General features: G+C 72.7%; 12 protein-coding genes. 3 read left to right on the top strand and 9 right to left on the bottom strand.

Going from position 1 to position 15,447, the window contains the following annotated elements; genetic code table 11:
* Positions 1-48: 48 nt before the first annotated feature.
* Together IIE03_RS05380 and cofD are read right to left on the bottom strand one after the other, a co-directional pair.
* Complete coding sequence (locus tag IIE03_RS05380; RefSeq protein WP_318842815.1) at positions 49-1,086, bottom strand: hypothetical protein; 1,038 nt, start codon at positions 1,084-1,086, stop codon at positions 49-51.
* Positions 1,083-2,090: a 2-phospho-L-lactate transferase gene (gene cofD / locus IIE03_RS05375; RefSeq protein ID WP_192861717.1), complete on the bottom strand. Its 1,008-nt coding sequence runs from the start codon at positions 2,088-2,090 to the stop codon at positions 1,083-1,085. Before cofD ends, IIE03_RS05380 begins: the two co-directional genes overlap by 4 nt.
* A 190-nt stretch (positions 2,091-2,280) precedes the next feature.
* Here cofD and IIE03_RS05370 point away from each other — a divergent pair, with 190 nt between their 5' ends.
* Positions 2,281-2,604 carry a thiamine-binding protein gene (locus IIE03_RS05370; RefSeq protein ID WP_192861716.1) on the top strand — a complete coding sequence of 108 codons (324 nt, stop codon included), beginning with the start codon at positions 2,281-2,283 and terminating at the stop codon, positions 2,602-2,604.
* A gap of 157 nt (positions 2,605-2,761) precedes the next feature.
* Here the strand turns inward: IIE03_RS05370 and IIE03_RS05365 are convergent, their stop codons facing one another.
* A complete protein-coding gene (locus IIE03_RS05365; RefSeq protein ID WP_192861715.1) occupies positions 2,762-3,748 on the bottom strand; it encodes an aldo/keto reductase in 987 nt (328 codons plus the stop codon).
* Positions 3,749-4,013: 265 nt separating this feature from the next.
* Here IIE03_RS05365 and IIE03_RS05360 point away from each other — a divergent pair, with 265 nt between their 5' ends.
* The gene (locus IIE03_RS05360) at positions 4,014-4,181 is read left to right on the top strand and encodes a hypothetical protein (protein ID WP_192861714.1); all 168 of its coding nucleotides are present in this window, start codon (positions 4,014-4,016) and stop codon (positions 4,179-4,181) included.
* An 11-nt stretch (positions 4,182-4,192) separates the two neighbouring features.
* Here the strand turns inward: IIE03_RS05360 and IIE03_RS05355 are convergent, their stop codons facing one another.
* The gene (locus IIE03_RS05355) at positions 4,193-7,279 is read right to left on the bottom strand and encodes an FAD-binding and (Fe-S)-binding domain-containing protein (protein ID WP_408632827.1); all 3,087 of its coding nucleotides are present in this window, start codon (positions 7,277-7,279) and stop codon (positions 4,193-4,195) included.
* Positions 7,280-7,349: 70 nt separating this feature from the next.
* Here IIE03_RS05355 and IIE03_RS05350 point away from each other — a divergent pair, with 70 nt between their 5' ends.
* Positions 7,350-7,997, top strand: coding sequence for a nitroreductase family protein (locus IIE03_RS05350; RefSeq protein WP_192861712.1), 648 nt, complete (start codon positions 7,350-7,352; stop codon positions 7,995-7,997).
* 153 nt (positions 7,998-8,150) lie between these two features.
* On the opposite strand, the gene IIE03_RS05345 is transcribed toward IIE03_RS05350, so the two are convergent.
* The 5 genes from IIE03_RS05345 to IIE03_RS05325 form a co-directional block, all read right to left on the bottom strand.
* Positions 8,151-8,594 (bottom strand): OsmC family peroxiredoxin, encoded by a 444-nt coding sequence (locus IIE03_RS05345; RefSeq protein ID WP_192861711.1) that lies wholly within the window; start codon positions 8,592-8,594, stop codon positions 8,151-8,153.
* A gap of 49 nt (positions 8,595-8,643) precedes the next feature.
* On the bottom strand, positions 8,644-10,149 hold the full coding sequence (locus tag IIE03_RS05340; protein WP_192861710.1) for a hypothetical protein: 1,506 nt from the start codon (positions 10,147-10,149) through the stop codon (positions 8,644-8,646).
* Between the two features lie 106 nt (positions 10,150-10,255).
* On the bottom strand, positions 10,256-10,804 hold the full coding sequence (locus tag IIE03_RS05335; RefSeq protein ID WP_192861709.1) for an RNA polymerase sigma factor: 549 nt from the start codon (positions 10,802-10,804) through the stop codon (positions 10,256-10,258).
* A gap of 142 nt (positions 10,805-10,946) precedes the next feature.
* On the bottom strand, positions 10,947-12,803 hold the full coding sequence (locus IIE03_RS05330; protein WP_225997301.1) for a glycosyl hydrolase family 18 protein: 1,857 nt from the start codon (positions 12,801-12,803) through the stop codon (positions 10,947-10,949).
* 169 nt (positions 12,804-12,972) lie between these two features.
* Positions 12,973-15,330, bottom strand: coding sequence for a glycosyl hydrolase family 18 protein (locus tag IIE03_RS05325; protein ID WP_225997300.1), 2,358 nt, complete (start codon positions 15,328-15,330; stop codon positions 12,973-12,975).
* Positions 15,331-15,447: the final 117 nt, after the last annotated feature.

Raw genomic sequence — 15,447 nt, 5'->3', positions numbered from 1 at the left:
CCCCAGCACGCGGATGCCCTCGCCGACCCCGTCCTCGCCCCGGATCCCTCACGGGGACGGGAATCGGGCGTAGCGGCCGACGGCGGAGCGGACGGCGGCGGGGAGCTCGTTCCAGTCGTCGACCGTGTCGAGGTCGACGGCGGTGCCCGGGCTGCTGATCGTCACCGCCCGCAGGCCCAGTCGCGCGGCCTCGGCCTCGTGGGCGGCGCGGCTCGCCGGCCCGAACCGGAAGCGGAACTCATGTTCCGCGCCTGGCCTCAGGAGCAGCAGATTCGTGCCCTGCCCCATTCGATCGGTCGCGATCACGACGTCGGCGGCGTGCGGCCTGCCCGAAGGCGCATCACCGCCCGATGCCGGTGCCGGACGGTCGGCCGGATCCGATGACGCACGGCCGGCCGGATGCCGGGTGGCCGGGCGCTCGGGGCGCCGACGGCTCGCATGCCCGGCCGCCGGCATCACCAGGTCCGTGATGTCGCCCGGGGTGAGGGCGGGGAGATCGGCGTGGGCGACGAGCAGGGCGTGGGGAGTGGGGGCGCCGCCAGGCGCGACGTCGATGCCGCCGGGCGCTGTCTCCGGCAGGCGCGATCCGATGGCCTCCCGGGCCGCGTCCAGCGCGGCGTTCAGCCCCGGCCGGTCCGTGGGCTGAGCCAGGAACGCCAGGTGTCCGACGTCGGACAGCTCGCCGAGCGCCGAACGTGCGAACGGGGCATCCGCCGTGACCACCACGACACCGTCCACCTGCGGCGTCGCCAGCAGCGTGCCGACCACGTGCTGGGCCAGCACGGTGATCAGGGCGCGGCGGGCGTCGTCGTCCAGGACGGAGGCGAGGCGGGACTTGCCGGAGACGCCGTCGCGCAAGGGAACGACGGCGGTCACGCCCGTGGCCCGGACGCCCGGATCGGCGTCGGGCGCCGGCTGGACCACCGGACCATGGGAATCCATGGCCGCGACGCCCGGATCGGCAGCTGACGCCGCCTGGAACGTCGCGCTACGGGGGTCCGCGACCGGGACGGTCTGTCCGGCGGCGCCTGCCGCCGGCTCCACCAGGCGACGGGCGCCGCCTTCCGGGATCTCGTGAGGCTTCACGCCGGATTCCCGAGCAACTCCCGCGCGAGCCGTTCCCGGCCCTGGGGACTGCCCATGATCGTGTCGGTGACCATGACCTCGAACCCGAGGTCCGCGATCGGGTCCGCGAGGTGGACGTCGCGCTCGTCGATGCACATGAGGTCGACCAGCCCGGTGTAGAGCCGGGCCACCCCCAGGGCCGACACCTCATGGCCCAGTGACTCCAGGATCTGCGCGGCCGGCCCCTTGATCGCCGCGCCGCCCACGATGGGGCTGACGGCGATGCGACGTGCGGCGGTCCCGGTCAATGCCTCGCGTACGCCGGGCACCACGAGCACCGGGTCGATCGACAGGAACGGGTTCGACGGCGCGAGCAGCACCAGCTCGGCGTCGCGCAGCGCGTCGATCACCCCCGGCGCGGGACGCGCCACCTCCGCACCCTCGAAGTGGAGCGCGAGCACCTCGTCGGCGTGCTGGTGACCTACGAAGTACTCCTGGAAGCCGAGCCGGCCCGAGGGCGTGTCGACCATCGTGGCCAATGGGTCGTCGGTGACGGGCACGATGGTCGGCCGCACCCCCAGCGACCGCGCGACCTGCGCCGTCACCTCCGACAACGGCGTGCCGGAGCGCAGCCGGGCCGTCCGCACGATGTGCGTCGCGAGATCTCTGTCGCCGAGCGTGAACCAGGTGTCCTCGCCGAGCCGCGCCATCTGTTCGAGCGTCGCGTACGACTCCCCGCGCAGTCCCCAGCCGCGCTCCTCGTCGTTCAGTCCGGCGAGCGTGTACAGGACGGTGTCGATGTCGGGGGATACCCACAAGCCGTGCAGCTCGGTGTCGTCGCCGACGTTCACGACGACGGTGAGGGGGTGGCGGCTGCTCGCCGCTTGCCCGGATTCCGGGTGGCGGGGGCCCGCAGGGTTGGTGCCCGGCGTCGGCTCGTCGAACGACGGTCGCAACGCCAGGTCGAGACCGTGCGCGAGGCGGGCACCGCCGACCCCGCCGGCCAGGAGAGTCACTCGTTCCACGGGGTCGAGCCTATGCGCCCGCGCGAGCCGCCGATGCGGTCGGCAGCGTGTCGAGCAGTCGGCGGCTTGTCGTGAAGTCGGTCCCCCGAGCGACCGACTTCACGACATCGGACCGACCACGCCTGCCGGTGCGAGTGGCTCGGCCGGTCGGACGGCCCATGCCGGCCCCTCCCGTGCCACGATGGATCGCATGGCTCTCTTCGCGTTCTCCGTTGCTCCGATGACCGGAAGCGAATCCGTCTCCGCCGCCGTGGCCGAAGCGGTCCGCATCGTGCGGGAATCCGGCCTGCCGAACCGCACCACCTCGATGTTCACCGAGATCGAGGGCGAGTGGGACGAGGTGATGCCCGTCATCAAGGCCGCGACCGACGCCGTCGCGGCCGGCGGCCACCGCACCTCGCTCGTCGTCAAGGCCGACATCCGACCCGGCGCCGAGCCGGGCCAGATCGACAGCAAGGTCGCCCGCGTCGAGGAAAAGCTGGCCGCCGACGACCAGTCCCTGGGCCACAGCTGACCCAGCCCCACCACCCTGGCCCACCACGCCTGACCCACAGGCCGTCGACCCGTCGCGCGACCACGCCGTTCCGCGCGGCCACCGACCACGCCATCTTGATCGATGGGAACGCAACCACCCACCAAGATGGCGTGGTCGACGTCGGTCAGGAGACGGGTCAGGCCGCGTTCAGCCGGTCTCGGGTCTCGTCGTCCAGGTCGAGCTCCGCCGCCCCCAGGAGCTCGTCGAGCTGTTCCACGCTCGACGCGCCGATCACCGGAACCACCGGGACCTCGCCGCCCAGGAGCCAGGCGAGCGCGAGCTGGTTGGGCGTGACGCCGAGCTCACCCGCCACCTGGCGCAACACCCGGATCCGCTCACGCGAGGCCGGGTTGTCCGCGCCGTCGCGCAGCGGCTTGTCGTCACGGACGAAGACGCCCTGGTGCAGCGGCGAGTAGGCCATGACGGTGAGCCCGGGGCGTCCGTCCACCCCGGTCGAACGGGCGTAGTCGAGCAGCTCCGGGCTCGCCCAGTTGGTGCGGATCGGCTGGGGCGCCGGGTACATGTAGGAGTAGCTCTGCTGAACGGCTCCGTACGGCGCGACGCCGAGCCGGCGTGCCACCTCCCGGGCCTCGACCACCCGCCAGAGCGCGACGTTGGAGATGCCCGGAATCCCGACCGCCCCCTCGTCGACGAGCTTGCCGAACGCGCCGACGGTCTCGTCGAGCGGAGTCTCGCGGTCGTCGACGTGCCCGTACAGCACGTCGATGTGGTCGATACCCAGGTGGCGCAGGCTCTCCCGCGCCTCACGGTCGATCACCTCGGCCGACAGCCCCTGGAAGTTGGTGGGCGGCGTGTTCGCCAGGGGCAGGTCCGGGTCCTTCTTGGCCGCGCCGAGCTTCGTCGCGATGCGGACCCGGTCCCGGGCCTCGGGCCGCGCCGCGAGCCACCGGCCGATCACGTCCTCGGAGTCCCGGCCGTGGCCACCGACCCACGCGTTGTAGTTGTTGGCCGTGTCGAGGAATGTCCCGCCGGCCTCGACGAACCGGTCCAGGATCGCGAACGACGTCGTCTCGTCCGTGCGGGTGCCCATGAACATGGTGCCCAGGCAGAGGGTGGACACCTCGAAGGACGTGTGTCCGTTGTCGAGAGTGCGATAGCGCATGATCTCCTCCTTGAACGCGTTGATCGCGGGTACGCGACAAGCAGACAACCTGGAGCGCGCTCCAGGTCAAGCGGCGCGGTGACCTGACCGGACGGACGGCGTCGCCGGCCCCTGTCGAATCCGCGTCCATCCGCGACCTCCTCATGCGCATCCACAGCCCCGAGTTCCAGGCCATGTCCGAGAGGGTCCTGCAAGCCACGGAACTGACGTCACGGACCAGCGCGAACTCCTCGCGATCCGCCTGGTCGACGCCGAACCGACCCTGGTGGACTGCGACTCCCAGACGCTGGTCGAAGGCGATGCGCTCGGCCCTCGCGACCTCCGGGAGTGCCTGTGGATCTGCGGCCAGACCGACGAGGAACGCACCGTGTCGGTCGGCGTCCGCAAAGCCACCGACGACGACGTCACGATGCGGATCCGCGTCTGGGAGTGAGGCCCGCGCCCCTACAACCGCTCCGCGATCAGCTCCACCAGGGCCTTGCCCCGCACGTCCGCGAGGTGGTCCGCCTGGGTGCGGCAGGAGAAGCCGTCCGCGAGGTAGATGTCGCCCGGCCCGGCGTCGCGCAGGGCGGGGAGCAGCGCGTTCTCGGCCACCGCGACCGACACGTCGTAGTGGCCCTTCTGCATCCCGAAGTTCCCGGCGAGCCCGCAGCAGCCCGCGAGCTCCTTGATCCGTGCGCCCGCGGAGGTGAGCACCTCGCGGTCCGGGGCGAAGCCCATCACCGAGTACTGGTGGCAGTGCGGCTGCACGACGGCGGTCACGTCCTCCAGCGAGGGCAGGCTCCACTCGGGGCGCGGGGCCGGGAGCGGGATCGTGTCCGGCGCACCCTTGCCCGTGAGCAACTCGGCCACCGTGACGACGGCGCGGGAGACGGCGAGGGCGCGCGGGTCGTCGGGAAACAGGTCGACGAGGTCGGAGCGGAGCACCGCCGTGCACGACGGCTCCAGCCCGAGGATCGGGATCCCGTTCACCGCGTACGGTCCCAGCACGCGCAGCAGGTGCTCCAGCCGCCGCCGGGCGCCGTCAAGCTGGCCGGTCGAGATCCAGGTGAGGCCGCAGCAGGCGCCGTCGTCGGGCACCACGGCCTCGTAACCCATGGCGGTGAGCACGTCGATCGCCGCCTGCGGGACCGACGGCGCCATCGAGTCGCTGAACGAGTCGGCCCAGAGGACGACCTTGGGCGTGGTGGCGAGCCGTGCCGCGGTCTCGGCCTCGTGGCCGGGCGTGGCCCCCACGCGCAGGCCCGGGACGCCGCCCGTGGCGCCCCCGCGGCGCCACCACTCGCGGAACGGGACCTCGGCGAACTTCACCATCTCGCGGCGCGGGTCCATCCCGCCGGCCCACAGGACGGCCTGCTGCACCCAGCGGGGCCGCAGCGCACGGTTCACCCACCGGGCGACCGGCCCGACGAGCCGCGCCCAGCGGGGCAGCCAGCCGAGCACGTAGTGGTCGATCGGCCGGAGGCGCCCCTGGTAGGTGCGGTACAGCACCTCGGACTTGTACTGCGCCATGTCCACGCCGGCCGGGCAGTCGGACGAGCAGGCCTTGCAGCTCAGGCACAGGTCGAGGGACTCGTGGACCTCGGGCGCGGCGAGGCCGCCCACGAGGTTCCCGTTGACCGCCTCCTGGAGGACGCGCGCGCGGCCGCGGGTGACGTCCTTCTCGTCGCGCGTGGCCTGGTAGCTCGGACACATGAACGACGTGGTGGTGCCGCCGGGCTCCGGCACGACCCGGCACTTGCCGACGCCGACGCAGCGGTGCACGGCCGTCGTGAGGTCGTGGTGGTCGTGCGCGAACCCGAACCCGGTGTACCCGGTGCGTGCGGACGGCCCGCCGAGCAGCGTCGAGACGACGCCGGTCAGCGGCTTGACCGACGACGTCGGCCGCGCGGCGGGGCGGCGCAGATCCTGGTCGACGGCGCGTGGGCGCACGACGACGCCGGGGTTCATCAGGTCGTCGGGGTCGAAGAGCGCCTTGAACCGCTCCATGAGCCGGATCGCCTCGGGCGAGTAGATGAGGGGCAGCAGCTCGGAGCGGGCGCGGCCGTCGCCGTGCTCGCCGGACAGCGAGCCGCCGTGCTTGGCCACCAGCTCGGCGGCGTCGTGCATGAACGTGCGCAGGATCGAGCCCGACGACTCGAGCGGGATGTCGATGCGCAGGTGGATGCAGCCGTCGCCGAAGTGCCCGTACGGGAGCCCGTCCACGCCGTAGCGGTCCATGAGGGCCTGCAGGTCGCGCAGGTAGTCGCCGAGTCTCTCGGGCGGGACGGCGGAGTCCTCCCAGCCTGGCCACGCCTGCTCGCCCGCCGGGGTGCGGCCGGCCAGGCCGGCGCCGTCGGCCCGGATCTGCCACATGCGGGCCGCGTCTGGACCCGCGGGCAGGACGGCGGTGTCCAGGGCCGACGACGCGGCCGCGATCGCCTGCGCCCGCCCGAACGCCTCCTCCTGGGTGTCGCCGCCGACCTCGATCATCAGCCAGCCGGCACCGTCGGGCAGGTCGGGCACGGACTGCGCGCCCTTGGCGTTGCGGACGACGTCGACCAGCCGCGCGTCCAGGCCCTCGATCGCGAGCGGGTCGAAGCGGAGGAGGGCCGGGACGTCGTCGGCGGCGGTGGCCATGTCCGGGTAGCCGAGCACGACGAGCGTCGGCGCGCTCGGGAGCGGGACCAGGCGCAGCGTGGCCTCGCACACGGTGACGAGCGTGCCCTCGGTGCCCACCAGGGCGCGAGCCAGGTTCGAGCCGTTCTCCGGGAGGAGATGCTCCAGCGAGTAGCCGCTGACCTGGCGGCCGAACCTGCCGAACTCGGTCCGGATGAGCGCGAGGTTCTCCCGGACGAGCTCCTTGAGGCCGGGGACCGCCGTGAACTCCGGGTCGCCCGAGCCGGCGACGAAGCGGCGGCCCCGGCCGTCGATCACGTCGAGCTCGACGACGTTGTCCGCGGTCCGCCCGTACGCCACCGCGTGCGGGCCGCAGGCGTTGTTGCCGATCATGCCGCCGAGCGTGGCCCGGTTCTGGGTGCTGGGGTCCGGGCCGAACCGCAGGCCGTGCGGTTTCGCGGCGGCCTGGAGCGTGGACATGACCGTGCCGGGCTGTACCCGCGCGGTGCGGGTCGCCGGGTCGATGTCGAGGACGTCGCCGAGATGCCGCGAGAAGTCGAGCACGACGCCGGTCCCCACCGAGTTGCCGGCCACCGAGGTCCCGGCGCCGCGTGCCGTGACCGGCACCTCGAGTTCGCGCAGCAGCTCCCGCGCGGCGACGACGTCGTCGGACGACTCGGGGAAGACCACCATCTCCGGGACGACGCGGTAGTTCGACGCGTCCGTGGAGTACTCGGCGCGGCGGCGCGTGGAGTGGTCGACCTGGCCGGCGACCACGGTACGCAGCGCGTCGGCGACCGCCTCGCGGGCGATCGCGGCGGCGTCCTGGGCCTCGGCCTCCGCCGCGAGGAGGGCTTCCTCCTCGGCGATCCGGCCGGCAGTCGTGGCGTCGGCGTCGGCGGGGACCTGGGCGCGGCGGGTCTGCGGGGGCACGACGGCGATTGTCCCACTCCGAGCTGCCAGGTGCCGCAACGTCCGCGCGTGGAAACGGCAGGATGTCCCTATGGAGTTCCAGGAGGTCGTCCGCCGGCGGCGCATGCATCGCCGGTTCACCGGGGAGCCCGTCGCGGCCGAGGCCGTGGACCGGATGCTCCGCAACGCCGTCCGCGCACCGAGCGCCGGATTCAGCCAGGGGTGGGCGTTCGTCGTCGTGCAGGAACCGGCGGATCGCGACCGGTTCTGGTCAGCGGCGACGCCGTCGGGCGGTCCGACGGCGTCCGGCGGCACGCGGTCCGGCCGGGACATGTCCGAGTGGCTGGCCGGGATGCGCACGGCGCCGGTCGTCGTCCTCGTGCTCACGTCCAAGGATGCCTACCTGCGGCGATACGCCGAGAAGGACAAGGGCTGGGAAGATCTCGACGAGTCTCGCTGGCCCGTCCCGTTCTGGCACGTCGACGCCGGGATGGCGTCGCTGCTCATCCTGCAGACCGCTGTGGACGAGGGGCTGGGCGCGTGCTTCTTCGGTGTCCCGCCGGGCGAGGTGCCCGCCGTCCACGCGGCCCTCGAGATTCCCGGGGAGTACGAGATCACGGGCGCGATCGCCGTCGGCCACCCGGCAGAGGGTGGCGCGGCGGGCTCACCGACCCGCCGCCGGCGCAAACCGCTGGAGGACCTGGTCCACCGAGGCCGCTTCACCCACCAGTCCGGCTGACCCACAACCCGACGCCGAACCGCAGGCTGATCCGGCCGGCCGTAGCCGAACTGCGGCGTGAGTCGTGCCAAAGAGCGATTTGAACGATTCAACCTGCGGTTCGGCACCGGCCGGCCGGATCAGCCTGCGGTTCGGCGAACGGGCGGGTTGGAATCAGCCCTCGAACGTGACGTCCAGGGTGATCTCCCCGACCCCGCCGAGGGCCTTCGAGACGGGGCAGCCCGCCTTGGCGGCCTCCGCCGCCGCCTTGAACCCGGCCTCGTCGACGCCGCTGGCGTAGCCGCGCACCGTCAGCGCGATGGTCGAGATCTGGAAGCCGCCGGCCGGGTCCGGCGACAGCGTGACGTCGGCGCCGACCTCGACCTGTTCCGGCGTGCCGCCGGCGTTGCCGAGCTCGGCCGAGAAGGCCATGGCGAAGCACGAGGAGTGCGCGGCCGCGATGAGTTCCTCGGGGCTGGTGACCCCCTCGGCGTCGTCGGCCGCGCGGCGCGGGAAGGACACGTCGAACGTCGCGGCGCCCGACGATGTGAGTTCCACCTGACCGGCACCCTCCTGGAGGGTGCCGTTCCAGGCGGTGCGGGCGGTACGGACTGGCATGAGAGCTCCTTCTGCTCGGTGGTTGCGCAGTCCGAACCTATCCCTGTGCTCACCGTCCCGCGAAGTCCAGAAGATCCTCCGAGACGGCGACGACGGACCAGGTACCGCCGGCGCCCGTCAACTCGTACGCGGGGATCAGCACCACGGCGCCGTCGGTCAGCACGTGCTGCGCCACACCGAGCCGGGCACTCGTGATCGTGACGTCGCGCACCGGCCAGGCGATCGGGGCGCCGGGCTCGAGGGATGCGGGCGGCCCGGTCGGCGCGGACCCGTCCTCCGGTCCCGTCGCCGCGGCGAGCGGCCGGACGTCACCCGGCGTCGCGCCGAAGCGCGCGTCGCCGAGCCGCTCCACCGCCTCGCGCTCCGAGACCACCGGGTAGGTGCCCAGCTCCGTGACCGGGGCCAGGAACCCGTTCAGCGAGACGATGCGGGTGTCGGACGCGCCCGACAACGTCGCCGACCACTGCAGTCCCGTCCGGCGGCCGTCGATCCGGTGGAACGCGGTGACGCTGGTGCCCATCCCCCGCGCGTCCGTCGTGAAGTCGAAGGCGTCCACGTCGACGTCGAGCGCCTCCATGACGCGCCGCAGTTCGTCGCGCGCCTCCGCGTCCGACGGCGCGCCCGCGTCGTCCTCCAGGCAGGGCGGCGCGAAGCCGTCCTTGCTGTCGACGCCGCCCTCGGGGACCGTGGCGCCGCCGGGGTCCGCGGCGCCCGAGGAGCCCTGCCCCGTGCCGGCCGCGCCGTCGTCGCCGGTGGGATCGTCCGGCAGGCCCGGCTCGACGACGTCGCAGCGCCATGAGTCGGGCCAGACGTCGTTGAACCAGATCGAGGTCGTCCCGTCGGCGGCGATCCGGAGGGACGCGCCGGACCCGTCGTCCGGGCCGACCACCCACGCGCCGCCCTCCTGCCGGACCTCGCCGCGCAGGCCCAGCGCGCGGGCCGCGCTCTCGGCCGTCTCTCGCGTGAACGACGCCTGTGCGTCGAGCGTGTACGCCGCGAGCTCGCCCGCGTCGTCGGAGAGGCCGGCTCCCGCGTGGAAGACCGTGTGCGACGGAGCGGGGTACATGAAGCTGCCGACGGCCGGCTCCCGCCCGACCTCCTCCTGGACGTCCGGCGCGACCTCCTCCGCGCTCTCCGTCCCCGCCAGGCCCTCGGCGGAGTCCCCGGCCGCGTCGTCGCCCCCCTGGTCGAGCGTGATGGGCGGCGCCGCGTCGGCCACGGTGGCCGACTCCGCACCCCCGGTGCTGTCGCCGCCACCCGCCGCGAGCAGCCCGTTCGCCCCGGCCGCGTACCCGCCGCCGCCGATCGCGACGAATCCCGCCACGGCGGCCGCCACCAGCCACGGCTGTCGGCCCCGCGGCCGCCGTCGGGCGAGCTCGTCCGTGCCCGCACGGCCCGACGACGGGTCGCCGCCGGGCGCGGCCCCCGCGGTCCCGGTCGGGGTGTCCGTCCCGATCAGTGCGTCCACCTTGGCCCGCAGCACTCCGGCGGCCGGCTCGGACGCGTCGTGCGCGGGGTCGGCAGCACGGAGGCGGTCGAAAGCGTCGTCGTTCATCGCGTTCCCTCCGCTACTCCGTTCGTGGTCCAGGGTTCCCGTCTCCGGAGCAGGCTCCTGGCCGTCCTGCTCACCCGGGCGTGAACCTTCACCCGGGTCTATGTCGTCACGCGTCATGAACTTGCTCACTGGTGAGCCACGCCTCGCGGAGGCGGGAACGGGCACGGGACAGCGCGGCGTCGGCGCCGCCGCGCGAGACGCCCAGGACCTCGGCGAGCGCGTCGCCGTCGAGTCCGTCCCAGGCGACGAGCAGCAGGATGCGCCGGTCGCGCGGGCTCAGCGACGCCAGGACGGTGCGTACGGCGTCGTCGTCGACGGCCAGGGTCTCGGGGTCGACGTCGTCCGGTTCGTCCGGGACGATCGCGACCGGCAGCGCGCGGATCTTCCGGCGATGGTTCGCCAGGACGAATCCGCAGGTGCGGTAGAGCCAGGGGAGCTCCGCGCCGTCGGGCACGTCGTCGCGGCGGCGCCACGCCGTGGCGAGGACCTCGGCGGCGAGATCCTCCGCGTCACTGGTGCGGGCCCCGCCGGTGGCCGGCAGCCGGCGCACGAAGTAGCGGAAGAGTGCCCGGTGGTGCGCGTCGAAGAGCGCGGCGAACCAGGCGTCGTCGTGCGGCGGTGCTCCGCCTCCGGCCGACCTGTCGGTGTCCTCCATGCCCCCACTATGTCTGCTCTGCCCGACCACTTGCACCGGTCTGCTCCAGGAGGCCGACCGGCAGACTGCCGGACCCGCGAACGGCCGAGGCGGCACGCCCTGTGGGACGTGCCGCCTCGGCCGCGTCAGATCCGGACTCCGGTCAGCAGGCGCCCAGGTCCTCCCACGGGCCCCACTCGCCGGCACCCGGGGTGTCGCCCTGGGTCCACCACTTGGCGCGCCAGACGTGGCCGCCGTACTCGGCCTCGTCACCGCCCGTGTAGACCGCCGTCGCGCTCCAGGCCGCCGGGCAGTCGCCCGTGCCGGGGTCGTCGGTGGGGTCGGGGTCCGGGCCGCCGGAGCATGCTCCGAGGTCCGCCCAGACGTCGGCGCTGCCCGGGGTCTCCCCCTGCGTCCACCACTTGGCCCGCCACTCGTGGCCGTTGTGCGACGCGGTGTCGCCGCCCGTGTAGACGGTCGACGCGGCCCACGGCTCCGAGGCGCAGTCGTCCGACGGCGGGTCGGTCGGGTCGTCCGTCGGGTCGTCGGTGGGATCGTCCGTGGGCTCGTCGGTCGGGTCGTCCGTCGGGTCCGGGCCCGGGTCGCCCGAGCCGAACTCGGCGGCCACTGCGTCGGTGAGGTCGCCGGACTCGTCGCCGGACAGCTCCCACCACATGGCACCGCTGAGACCCTGGGCCTTGAGCCACCGCGCCTTCTGCGTGACGGACTGCGGCGTGTCGAGGGTCCACCACTGGGTACCGTCGTACCGCCAGGCCGCGCCGACCTGCTCGTCGAAGTACTCGGTACCGAGGTTCTTCAGGATGTCGTAGTCCTCGTTGCCGGCCTCGTAGGTGCCGGGTGCCGCGCCGGTGGCGCTGCCCCACGCGTCGGACTGCGTCACTCCGGTCCAGCCGCGGCCGTACATCGCCATGCCGAGCGTGAGCTGCGCCGGGTCGATGCCGTTGCCCGTGTACTCCGCGAGCGACTCCTCGATGCTGAACTGGCGCGCCGGCTCACGCGGGTCGGCCGGGTCCGGGTACAGGTTGCCCTGGTGGCCGGTGAGGCTCGGGTTCCAGGCCCCGTGCAGGTCGTAGCCCTGGAGGTTGCCGAAGTCGAGCGAGTCGAAGATCTCCGGGTCGTTCCAGCCGCCCGCGGCGATGTCCTCCGGGTTCGCCGGGAGGAACGCCGTCAGCTCGTAGTGCTTGCCGCTCTCGGCGCCGTAGGCGTCGAGCTGGCGGCGGAACTCGGCGAGCAGCGCCTTGAAGTTCGCGGCGTCGTTCTCCGGGTCGACGTGGTTGCCCTCGTTGCCGTTCGGCGAGCCGGGCCACTCCCAGTCGATGTCGATCCCGTCGAACACGCCCGCGGCCGCGCCCGGACCACCACGGCCGTCGATCACCGGAAGGTTGCCCTTGATGTACTGGTCGATGCAGGAGGACACGAAGTTCGCGCGCGACTCGGGCGTCGCGGCCGCCCGCGAGAAGTTCTTCGACCAGGTCCAGCCGCCGAGCGAGATCATCACCTTGAGGTCCGGGTACTGCTCCTTCAGCTGCTTGAGCTGGTTGAAGGAGCCGGCCAGCGGCTGGTCCCAGGTGTCGGCGACGCCGGACACCGAGTTCGCCGCGGTGTATCCCATGCCGTAGTCGGCCCACGCGTCGCCGGCGCCGTCGGACCCGTTGGGGCCCTCACCCTGTGCCTTGTTCGCCTCGAAGCACTCGAGGGTCTGGTGGTGGATGTTGCCGAACGCGTAGTTGATGTGTGTGAGATCGTCGGCGATCCCCGCGTCGACGATGTCTTTGACCTGGTAGTCGCGCCCGTACACGCCCCATTGCGTGAAGTAGGCGACGTTGCGGTAGCCGTTGACCGAGGTGGTCGCGGCGGGGGGCTCCTCCGCGTTCGCGGTGGTGGCCAGCGCGGTGAGCGCCCCGGCTCCCGCGACGGCGAGCGCCGCGAGGCTCGCGACGACGGTGCGTCGCTTCCTGCGCCTGGCGCTCGACGACGCCGGGCTGTGCTGCAGCTCCATGAGGGGTCTCCTTCGTCCTCGTGCCCGGCCGACGGCCGGTGCGGTTCTTCGGTGTCGGGTCTGCTGGTCGGTGCTGGTGGTCGGTCCTCGCCGCCCTTCCTGGTGGTCGTCGGCCGGCCTGGTCGGCGCCGGGCCGGCTCGTCCGCCGCGGGTCCGCCCGCTCACGCGCTCACGGGTCGACGACGGTGACACCCCGCGGGTGGTCGTAGGTGGTCGCATGGTCGACGCCGTCGATCGTCACGACCACGTTGGAGAACTGCGCCACGGGCAGCGCCCACTTGAGGTTGTTCGTGATCGACCCGCCGGCCGGGATCCCGCCCGCGGGAACCGTGAAGGTCGCGGTGTGGAAGTCAGCGCCGAGCCCGCCGACGTTGGGGCCGGACCGCCCCGGCGTCGTGGTGGTGCCGAGTCCGGACCAGTCGCTCATCGCCCCGGTGTCGGACGTGGCGTACTGGAAGGTCACGGTCGCCCCGGCGGGGACGGCGGTGTCCGAGCGGTTGTGGAACAGCACCTTGGGCGCGATCGGGTAGTTGTTGTCGCCGAGCGCGAAGTCGGTGTACTCGAGGTCGACGTCGAGGGCCACGTCCGGCATCGGCGTGTCGGCCTTGGTGCTGCCGTACGGCGAGGTGCTCGACAGCTTCGCGTGGAGGAGGTCGGTGAGCGTGGAGCCCATCTCGTACTGACCCTTGGCCTGGTCGTAGCCGTAGTCGCCGGCGAGTTCCCAGATCATGACGCCGCCGAGTCCGGTGTCGGCCACGTAGTCCGCCTTCTCGCCGATGGCCCACTCCGCGTCGCCGGACAGGAACGTGCGGGTCTCGGCGTTCCACCACCACTCGTTCTTGGTGACGTCGTCGGTGTGGTGCCGATAGCTGCCCTCGATGGTGCCGGGCACGCCGTACTCGTCCGTGTAGTCGCCGACGACGCCGTCGGCCAGGTTCTTGACGTGCCAGATCGGGTTGACCCCGGCGGGGACCGGGCTGCCGGTGGGGTCGGTGTCGTACCAGAGGTTGTCGATGCCGTCCGCGCCGTGCCCGCACGCGTTGTTGGTACCGGGCGGGCAGGCGTAGCCCGACGGCGGTACCGCGGTGCCACCCATGCCGTTCGTCCCGCCGGTCACGCCCTGGAAACCGCGCGTGTAGTACGGCACCCCGAGGTTGATCCGGCCGGCCTGCATGGCGCCCCGGAAGTAGTGTGCGGCCCAGTCGCCGTTGAGGTAGCCGATGCCGTCGTAGGCCGTGTACACGCCACCCGCGGTGAGCTCCGGGTCCTTCCCGTCGTCGAACAGCGCGGCGTTGCCGCCCACGTACTTGTTCCAGGCGCCGTGCAGGTCGTAGGTCATCAGGTTGACGTAGTCGACGTACTCGGTGACCTGGTAGACCTCCATGCCCCGCAGCAGCCAGCCGGACGACGGCGTGGCCGTGGTGAGCATGTAGTACTTCCCGTCCTCGGCGCCGGCGGCGTCGAGGTGCTCCCGGAGGGTCTTCATGAGGGCGACGTAGCCCTCGACCAGTTCGCCGCGACGCGCGTTGGAGAACTGGAAGTCGAGCGGGTTACCCGCGTCGTTGTTCGACGTGGGGTACTCGTAGTCGATGTCGATCCCGTCGAACCCGTACTCGCGGATGAAGTCCACCACGGAGGCGGCGAAGGTGTCGATGCGCGCCTGGGAGTCGGTCATCGTGTAGAAGCCGCCCGAGGCGACGCGGTCGCCGTCGCCGTCGAAGTAGCCGCCGGTCTCGGCCCAGCCGCCGACGGCCGGGATGACCTTCACGCCGGGGTGTCGCTCCTTGTACTGGTGGAGCAGGTTGAAGTGCCCGGTGTAGGGCAGGTCCGGGTCCATCTCGGCGCCCTCGACGCCCGGCCAGGTCATGTCCGTGGCGGGGTTGCCGGGCACGTCGGCGTTGACCGACACCCGGTAGTCCTCGCCGACGTGGGCGAAGGCGTAGTTGAGATGGCTCACCGACTCCCACGGGATGTCGCCGGCCAGGTAGGCGGGCTGACCACCGGCGCCGGTGCGCCAGCTCGTGAAGTAGCCGATCACGCGGCGGTCGAGGCCGTTCGGCAGGATCTCGCGGCCGTCCGTGTCGTAGACGTCGCAGTAGGGGGTGTCGACCCCGGCCGTGGGCGCCATGCCGTCCGGGCGGCAGACCTCGTCCGGGTTGGTGCCCACGGGCGGATCGGTGGGCTCGCCGGTCGGGTCGTCCGTGGGCTCGTCCGTCGGCTCGCCGGTGGGTGTCGGCGTCGGCTCGGGTGCGCCGCACGCGCCCTGGTCCTCCCAGGGGCCCCACTGCGCGGCGCCGGGGGTCTCGCCCCGGGTCCACCACTTGGCACGCCAGTTGTGGCCGTCGTACGAGGCGACGTCGTCGGCGACGTACACCGTCGAGGACGACCACGCGGCGGCGCACTCGACAGCCGCGGCCTGCGGCGCGGCGGCCGTCGCGGCCACGCCGCCGCCGGCCACGGCCAGCGCCACCGCGAGCGCGATGCCCCGCCAGGCCCGGTGCCGGCGTGGTGTGTGTTCGGTCTTCATTGCCCCTACCTCTCCTCGTCCCCCTAAAAGTAAGGAGAGGTTCCTTTTTAAGGAATCCGTGATCTCCACAATGGCGCCCGGAGAATCGGCCCCGCCATACGGGAAACCCCGTACGGC

Origin of the sequence: Myceligenerans pegani (genome assembly GCF_014892515.1) — a bacterium.
Classification (GTDB): domain Bacteria; phylum Actinomycetota; class Actinomycetes; order Actinomycetales; family Cellulomonadaceae; genus Myceligenerans; species Myceligenerans pegani.
Note: the sequence above shows the minus strand (reverse complement) of the source record. Positions and strands in the feature narration are given on the sequence as shown.

Bases quoted from the DNA above. Each gene is read 5' to 3' on its own strand.
- IIE03_RS05325 (WP_225997300.1), bottom strand. From the start codon at position 15,330: ATGAAGACCGAACACACACCACGCCGGCACCGGGCCTGGCGGGGCATC.
- IIE03_RS05330 (WP_225997301.1), bottom strand. From the start codon at position 12,803: ATGGAGCTGCAGCACAGCCCGGCGTCGTCGAGCGCCAGGCGCAGGAAG.
- IIE03_RS05350 (WP_192861712.1), top strand. From the start codon at position 7,350: ATGGAGTTCCAGGAGGTCGTCCGCCGGCGGCGCATGCATCGCCGGTTC.
- IIE03_RS05370 (WP_192861716.1), top strand. From the start codon at position 2,281: ATGGCTCTCTTCGCGTTCTCCGTTGCTCCGATGACCGGAAGCGAATCC.
- IIE03_RS05340 (WP_192861710.1), bottom strand. From the start codon at position 10,149: ATGAACGACGACGCTTTCGACCGCCTCCGTGCTGCCGACCCCGCGCAC.
- IIE03_RS05335 (WP_192861709.1), bottom strand. From the start codon at position 10,804: ATGGAGGACACCGACAGGTCGGCCGGAGGCGGAGCACCGCCGCACGAC.
- IIE03_RS05365 (WP_192861715.1), bottom strand. From the start codon at position 3,748: ATGCGCTATCGCACTCTCGACAACGGACACACGTCCTTCGAGGTGTCC.
- IIE03_RS05345 (WP_192861711.1), bottom strand. From the start codon at position 8,594: ATGCCAGTCCGTACCGCCCGCACCGCCTGGAACGGCACCCTCCAGGAG.